Annotated in this window: 5 protein-coding genes; 1 reads left to right on the top strand and 4 read right to left on the bottom strand. The window is 45.1% G+C overall.

Going from position 1 to position 7,729, the window contains the following annotated elements; all coding sequences use genetic code 11:
* Positions 1-181 precede the first annotated feature (181 nt).
* The 4 genes from ACG95_RS01820 to pth form a co-directional block, all read right to left on the bottom strand.
* A complete protein-coding gene (locus ACG95_RS01820; RefSeq protein ID WP_047998877.1) occupies positions 182-463 on the bottom strand; it encodes a S4 domain-containing protein in 282 nt (93 codons plus the stop codon).
* A 2-nt stretch (positions 464-465) separates the two neighbouring features.
* Positions 466-2,070 (bottom strand): putative polysaccharide biosynthesis protein, encoded by a 1,605-nt coding sequence (locus ACG95_RS01815; protein WP_047998867.1) that lies wholly within the window; start codon positions 2,068-2,070, stop codon positions 466-468.
* Positions 2,071-2,156: 86 nt separating this feature from the next.
* On the bottom strand, positions 2,157-5,684 hold the full coding sequence (mfd, locus tag ACG95_RS01810; RefSeq protein ID WP_047998866.1) for a transcription-repair coupling factor: 3,528 nt from the start codon (positions 5,682-5,684) through the stop codon (positions 2,157-2,159).
* Between the two features lie 18 nt (positions 5,685-5,702).
* Positions 5,703-6,260 carry an aminoacyl-tRNA hydrolase gene (gene pth / locus ACG95_RS01805; RefSeq protein ID WP_047998865.1) on the bottom strand — a complete coding sequence of 186 codons (558 nt, stop codon included), beginning with the start codon at positions 6,258-6,260 and terminating at the stop codon, positions 5,703-5,705.
* A gap of 334 nt (positions 6,261-6,594) precedes the next feature.
* Between pth and ACG95_RS01800 the strand changes: the two genes are divergently transcribed.
* A complete protein-coding gene (locus ACG95_RS01800; protein WP_420324093.1) occupies positions 6,595-7,548 on the top strand; it encodes an L-lactate dehydrogenase in 954 nt (317 codons plus the stop codon).
* Positions 7,549-7,729: the final 181 nt, after the last annotated feature.

The raw sequence follows: 7,729 nt of genomic DNA, 5'->3' as shown, positions 1-7,729 counted from the left end.
TTGTGCCAAGGGACAGGGCGAGGGACAAGACCGTTCCTCAGGCTTGTCCCGGTCCCCACAGCTGAGCTAGTGCTGACCACTGGAGGCGAAAGTAACTAATTTATTTTCTCAGTTACAGCCATACCAAGTTTTTCAGCAAGCCATTAACTTTCAACCCTTAGTTATTACCTAACATACACTATTAATCACTAAATGGTTGCTTATAATCCGTCTTGTAATCTTCGCTGATAATGTCATACATTAATTCAGCATCGTTCTTCTTGGTCGTTTCTAGTAACTGGGTGACTTTGACCGTCAACGTTTTGTTACCAAAAGTAATGATTAATTCATCATCGACACTAACGTTACTTGAAGACTTGGCGACTTTACCATTGATTTGAATCCGGCCCTTGTCCGCAATTTCTTTGGCGACTGAACGCCGTTTAATAATTCGTGAAACTTTTAAAAATTTATCTAAACGCATACTCATAATTGTTGTTCCTTTCCTTTTGCAACGGCTTTAATTAGCCGCTTACCATATGGGAGTACTAGCCACTCGCGAATCGTAAATAAACGCGCATAGATTGCTCCCACAACAAAGACAATAATCCCCACGATAACTCCAATTAGCGTAATCACGCCCGCCATTCCACGGGTGTTCGCTAATGCGGGCCCAAGTAGCGCCTGTAGCTGGTGGCAACTCAAGATGACCACCACGCCCATTACGGCACTAATCGCGAGTAACTTAATTAAATAGCCACTTTCCATCAAGACCTGTCGTAGATCTTCGGGTGAACCTAACCACATAACAGCGAACATCACTGCCAAACTCAAGACAGTAATCAAGCTCGCCCCGTTAATACCATAGTGCACGACGAACACGTAATTGAAGTTGCCTTTTGTTGCCAACCCCGCCACAATTCCGATAATCATCGCCGTGTACTGATTAAGACTCTGCAATACACTGGTGTACGTTGTAATCAGCGCTGCGAAGAGAATACTAATAATGTAAATTCGTAACGCCGTTGTTCCTTCTAATGAACCGAACAATAAGCGGTTGATTTGTGGCATCAACGCGATTAGTCCAACGGTCGCTGCCATCGATAATGCCAGACTAACGTGAACCATGGCTTGCGTTTGACGTTTGAATTCGATTGGTAGCCGTTTAGCTAACGCATTCGTTAATGCTGGTAAGAGGGTCGCCGAAAACGCGGTGGCTACTACTAATCCTAATTGAACTAACGGTTGGCCACGATCATAGACCCCTTTGAGCGCTTTTGCCACTTCAGGAAGCTGCCCCTGGTGCACTAACCCACGCATCACCGTAAACGAATCGACCAGTTGTAATAAGATAACGACGGCTGCAACTAAGCATAGCGTTCCACCTTCAACAATGAAGCGTTTCGTCAATTTACGATAACTGGGTAACGGCCGCGTTGCTTCCGGTGCCGGCGCCAACAGATATTTCAAGCCAAAACTGGTAAAAATCAGCGATGAACAAATTGCGGCAAAGGGTGCTGAGCTCATCGCCCACGTCCCCATGTGATAATTATCCCAGCCGCGGTGCAGACTGATGTAAGCTGCCAGAATAATAATGCCGACCCGGACCACTTGCTCAATCAGTTGTGAGACAGCGGTTGGCCCCATCAAGAACTTACCTTGATAATAGCCTCGCCCAGTCGCTAACCACGGCATAAAGATGAACATCCACGCCACCGAACTGATGATTGGCGCTAAGTTGCCATCACCCATGTGAAAAGCGATCCAGTTCGCACCAACTTGTAATCCTAAGAAGATAATCAGCGATAAACCGCTTAAAATATGAAAGGCCCGTCGCGTAATCAACGTCTTACTCGTTTCGTCCGGCTGTTCAGCCACTAATTTAGAGATAAAATTTGGAAACCCGTTTAACGCAAAGGTCATCCCAATGCCATAAATCGGGTAAATCTGCTGATAAACGTAAAAACCCGTATTACCAACCATGTTCTGTAACGGAATTCGGTATACCGCACTGAGAATCTTGGCGACTAACGATGAGATCGAAAGTATTAACGCCCCTTTGAACATGGTGTTCAAGTGATCTTTTGGCATAGCCAATCCCTTCTACCGACGCTGCGGTACCACCTTACTGAGATTAAACACTGAGTCATTGATTGACAGTTGTGCAATCGCTACGACTATGACGCGTCCGCTACCTCATTGGCCGCTAAAATGGCACCCAACTGTTGGACGAACTGCGTCAATTGTTCCAACCACTCATCCTGTTGCATCCGTGGTTGAATCACTAATTTAACCTTCATTTTAGCATCATCGATTCCGACTGTCGCTTTTAATTTGGTTTTTGCTAAGGCCTTAAAGATATCTTTAGTATCTAGCTTAGCCGTCCCCTGTTTCGACAAGGTCAATTGAAGATCCTGATCATCCCGCTTAATCTTCTCGATCAACGCGTCATCTGCCAAGCGTTTCAGTTGTCCCACGGCTAGTAAACCAGCAACTTCAACCGGGTACTCACCAAAGCGGTCCATCAAATCATCCTGAACTTCCAAGTACTGTTCATTATTCTCTAACTGGCGAATACGCTTGTAGATTTCAATCTTCTGACGCTCATCCTCGATATAAGTCGTTGGCAAGTAAGCTTCGATACCCAGCTCAACACTGGCATCCGTCTTAACTTTAGCGGCTTGACCACGTTTCTTAGCCACGGCCTCCGACAACATCTGGGTATAGAGGTCGTAACCGACTGAATCAATGAAGCCATGTTGCTGTTTACCTAACAAGTTACCGGCACCACGAATTGACAAATCACGCATCGCAATCTTGAATCCAGAACCTAATTCAGTAAAGTCCTTGATGGCCTGTAGACGTTTCTCACCAACTTCGGTCAACACTTTATTCTGTTCATACATGAAGTAGGAATAGGCGACCCGACTACTACGACCAATTCGACCACGCAATTGATAGAGTTGCGACAAGCCCATCTTATCCGCATTTTCAACGAATAACGTATTAGCATTAGCAATATCGACCCCGGTTTCAATGATCGTCGTCGTTACTAAGACATCGTACTCCCCACGAATAAAGTCGTAGAGAATCCCTTCTAATTGTGACTCCGGCATCTGACCATCAATGTGTGCGACCGCTGCATCAGGGACTAAATCCTTGATCTGAGCAACGACCTTTTCAATATCGTGAACCCGGTTATGCAAGTAAAAGACCTGGCCGTTACGTTGCATTTCTCGTTCAATACCCTCTTTGATGACGCCATAATTCTGCTCCATCACGTAAGTTTGAATTGGATAGCGGTTCGTTGGTGGTGTTTCAATCACGGATAGGTCACGAACCCCTAACATCGACATGTGTAACGTCCGGGGGATTGGCGTGGCGGTCAGTGTCAATACATCAACACTTGATTTCAAAGCCTTTAGCCGTTCCTTGTGCTTGACGCCAAACCGTTGTTCCTCATCAATAATCAGCAATCCCAGGTCCGCAAACGCGACGTCTTTCGACAGTAACCGGTGGGTCCCAACAACGATATCTAGCTCACCATCTTTTAGCTGTTGCACCGTTTCTTTCATTTCCTTAGTGGTTCGGAAACGTGACAACATCCCGACGTTAACTGGGTAACCTTCGAAACGACTGAGCATTGTCTCGTAGTGTTGTTGCGCTAAAATCGTGGCTGGCACCAAGAAGGCAACCTGCTTGCCAGCTTCAATGGCCTTAAACGCCGCCCGTAGCGCAACTTCAGTCTTACCGTAACCCACGTCACCAACTAACAAGCGGTCCATTGGCTTGGCGCGTTCCATATCATGTTTAATCTCATTGATACTGCGCAATTGGTCTGGGGTTTCCGGATATGGAAATTCGTTATCAAAATCATCCTGATAACTGTCATCCAGTGGGAAAGCATAACCCTTTTCCGCTTCCCGTTGTGCATACAATTCAACTAATTCATCCGCAATATCTTCGATTTTAGCCGCAACTTTACGTTTGGCCTTAGTCCATTCACTACCACCCAGTTTATTGATCCGGGGTGTTTTAGACTCTGACGACACGTATTTTTGAACCAAGTTCAACTGCGTCACCGGAATAAAAATCTTAGCGTCATTCTGATATTCAATCGTAATGTAATCTTGATGAACACCGTCAACTTCCAGCGTCTCCATTCCGATGTACTTCCCAATCCCATGATTGACGTGCACAACGAAGTCACCCGGTTTGAGATCACTATAGCTCTTCAGGCGTTCCGCGTTAGCCAACGTTTGTCGACGCGGTTGCTTCTTAGTAACTTTCTTGAACATTTCCTGTTCGGTAATTACGACTAACTTACCATCTGGAAATTCAAACCCGTTCTGCAAACTTCCCTGCACAATCTGAACAGCACCAGGTTGCAGGTTGGTTGCCTTAGTCATGACAGCTTCAATCTCAAAATCATCCAACGTGCTGCTGACTTTCGCCAACCGTTCCTCTTCAGAAACCATCAAGACCACGGTCTGTTGTAACTTATGCCAACGGTCTAATTCGGTTTTCAGTGTTGGCAGTTGGCCGAAGAATTCTTGCATCGGCCGTGTTCGCACGTTCGTAATCTGTGATAATTTGACGTTACCAATGCCCTTTTGGAACAGTGAAATCAATAATTGCGCGTGCGAATCATCCCGTACTAGATCCCGAATATCATTACCATAACTTGCATTGGCTAAAACTCGTTGGTGGGCTAATTGATCCGTCACCCAGTCCGCTTCTTGCGCCAATAACTGCTGCTCACTATCTAAGAACCGCGAATATTCATCAAATACAATTACACCGTCCGCAGCAACGTAGTCAAAGATGCTCGTTTTACGATCATATAAATAATCACCATATAATAGTAAGTCGTTCCCTAAAACACCTTTTTCCATGTCAGCTAGTGGCTGCATTAGATTATCGGCTAATGTCTGGCGTTCAGCCGGTTTAAGCCGCTTGCTTTCAGCCGTCATCGCGGTCTGAAGCCGTTTAGCACCAGCTTGCAACATGTCCATTGTCAACACAAAGTCAGTCGCTGGCAGCACCGTGTACTTATCCAAACTATCTACTGAACGCTGCGTCGCTGGATCAAAATACTTTAACGTATCAATTTCCGTATCAAATAAATCAAGTCGCACCGGATAATCGGCATCTAATGGATAAATATCAATGATTGATCCCCGAACCGCAAAATCACCGGGACGAGCAACCAATTTTTCTTTGGTATAACCCATATCGTGGAGTTGAACTTGTAATTGTTCAAGATCAAGCTCAGCCCCAACCTTTAGTGCAACTGCCGCCGTTTTGAACTGCTCAACTGGCGGTAAGAAGCGCCGAGCCCCAGATACTGAGGTAACAACAACGGCAGGTTCATCTCGCAACAAGGCATTTAGAGCCTGCACCCGTTGTGCCCGATACTCCGGTGAACTCGTCGCAATTTCTGACGCCATCATTTCTTCAGCGGGAAATAGATAGGCCTGATTCTCATCCAACAATCCAGACAGGTCATCCACTAATTGGCTCGCATGAAAGAGGTTATCAGTCACGACCAGTAACGGATGAGTTAATTGATGAAAAAGGGTACTCAGATATACCGTCCGGGCAGAACCGTTTAGACCGGTGATTAATTGCCGGCTACGTGGACTGATTCCAGCCGAGATCGTTTGAAAGTCGGGCGTCTGCTCAACAATCGTTTCAATATCCATTCTGACGTTCCTCCTAGATTAATTGTACTGATTCATGACGGCCGCAAAGTCATCATCCGCAAACCAAGCCGTAATAGCCGCAATGGCTGTGATTTTTGCATCATTCAATAGCGGGACCTGTGCCGGTGTAAACTTGCCTAATACGTAGTCAACCACGCTCATCTTTTGTGGATGATCGATTCCTACTTTAACCCGTTTGAACTGTTGATCACCAACGTGACTGATAATGCTCTTAATCCCGTTGTGACCACCCGCTGAACCGCGTTGCTTCAATCGGACTTTTCCTAACGGCAGGTCCAAATCATCATGAATGACTAATAAATCTTCAGGATCAATATTATAGTAATCCATCAAGGGACCAACTGCTCGACCCGAATCATTCATATAAGTAGAAGGCTTAACTAGTAGTAATTTCTCCCCATTTTGAAAGGTTGTTGCGACTTGTGATTCAAACTTGCTCGTTTGAAAGTCGGCATTAAACTGTTGTGCCAATTCGTCAACAATCATGAAACCCACGTTGTGTCGAGTCTGCGCATACTGACTCCCAATATTACCTAAACCTACGATCATCTTCATTGAATTATTATCTCCTATTAGTTGCCATACCAAAACAGGCCGAACCGGCATTCAGCCCGATTCGGCAACTTGAGGCGGCCACTGTCACCAGCAGTCCCCATCCACGCACATCCTCCGCTCAGCGCTTCGGTCTGTCCATTTAAAGTTAGCGTTTATTAAGTCCAGTTAGTATACCACAAACCGCAACCTGACACCCGCCAAAGGTGTTTGTTGCGCTGGATAACAATTACATTAAAAGCAAACTTAAATCGGCCCTAATTATGGTTAACCATGTTATACTCTTATCGTATTAAACAAATTTTCGTTTATGAGAGGATGACTTATTTTGACAAACATGCCAAATCATCAAAAAGTTGTGTTAGTCGGCGATGGCGCCGTTGGTTCTAGTTACGCCTTTGCTATGGCTCAACAAGGAATTGCTGAAGAATTCGTAATTGTCGATGTTGCCAAGGATCGTACCAAGGGTGATGCCCTCGATCTTGAAGACGCTCAAGCATTCACCGCTCCCAAGAAGATTTACTCCGGTGAATATGCAGACTGCAAGGACGCCGACCTAGTTGTGATTACTGCTGGCGCTCCTCAAAAGCCCGGTGAATCACGTTTAGACTTAGTTAATAAGAACTTAAACATTTTGTCATCAATTGTTAAACCAGTTGTTGACTCAGGTTTCGACGGTATCTTCTTAGTTGCTGCTAACCCAGTTGACATCTTAACTTATGCTACTTGGAAGTTATCAGGTTTCCCTAAGAACCGTGTTATCGGTTCTGGGACTTCCTTAGATTCTTCACGCTTACGTGTCGCATTAGGTAAGCAATTCAATGTTGACCCTCGTTCCGTTGATGCTTACATCATGGGTGAACACGGGGATTCTGAATTCGCTGCTTACTCTACTGCAACCATTGGTACCCGCCCAGTTAAAGAAATCGCCAAAGAACAAGGCGTTTCTGATGAAGACTTGGCTAAGATCGAAGATGGCGTTCGTAACAAGGCTTACGACATCATCAACTTAAAGGGTGCTACTTTCTACGGTATCGGGACCGCCTTAATGCGTATCTCGAAGGCTATTTTACGTGATGAAAATGCTGTCTTACCTGTTGGTGCCTACATGGACGGCCAATACGGTTTGGACGACATTTACATCGGTACCCCAGCTGTTATCGGTGGTACTGGTTTGAAACAAATCATCGAATCACCACTTTCAGCCGATGAATTGAAAAAGATGCAAGATTCCGCTGCAACCTTGAAAAAGGTTCTTACAGACGGTTTAGCTACTCTCGAAAACAAATAATACCATTTAATGTAAGGGACTATGACACTGTCATGGTCCCTTTTTTATTGTCCAGATTATCAGCCAGTTCTCTTTGAAATAACGATCAATCAAATTAAAGCTAGAAAGTTCATTTAAAAATATTTTGAATTTCAACTTAGCCGTTAGGGGTGGCCTGACAACGCTCAGCCATGAAATTACA

It is taken from the genome of Lactiplantibacillus herbarum (assembly GCF_001039045.1).
Taxonomy (GTDB): Bacteria; Bacillota; Bacilli; order Lactobacillales; family Lactobacillaceae; genus Lactiplantibacillus; species Lactiplantibacillus herbarum.
This window is presented reverse-complemented; position numbering and strand designations above follow the sequence as displayed.

Coding starts and splice junctions, on each gene's coding strand:
- ACG95_RS01800 (WP_420324093.1), top strand. CDS start 6,595: ATGCCAAATCATCAAAAAGTTGTGTTAGTCGGCGATGGCGCCGTTGGT.
- pth (WP_047998865.1), bottom strand. CDS start 6,260: ATGAAGATGATCGTAGGTTTAGGTAATATTGGGAGTCAGTATGCGCAG.
- mfd (WP_047998866.1), bottom strand. CDS start 5,684: ATGGATATTGAAACGATTGTTGAGCAGACGCCCGACTTTCAAACGATC.
- ACG95_RS01820 (WP_047998877.1), bottom strand. CDS start 463: ATGCGTTTAGATAAATTTTTAAAAGTTTCACGAATTATTAAACGGCGT.
- ACG95_RS01815 (WP_047998867.1), bottom strand. CDS start 2,070: ATGCCAAAAGATCACTTGAACACCATGTTCAAAGGGGCGTTAATACTT.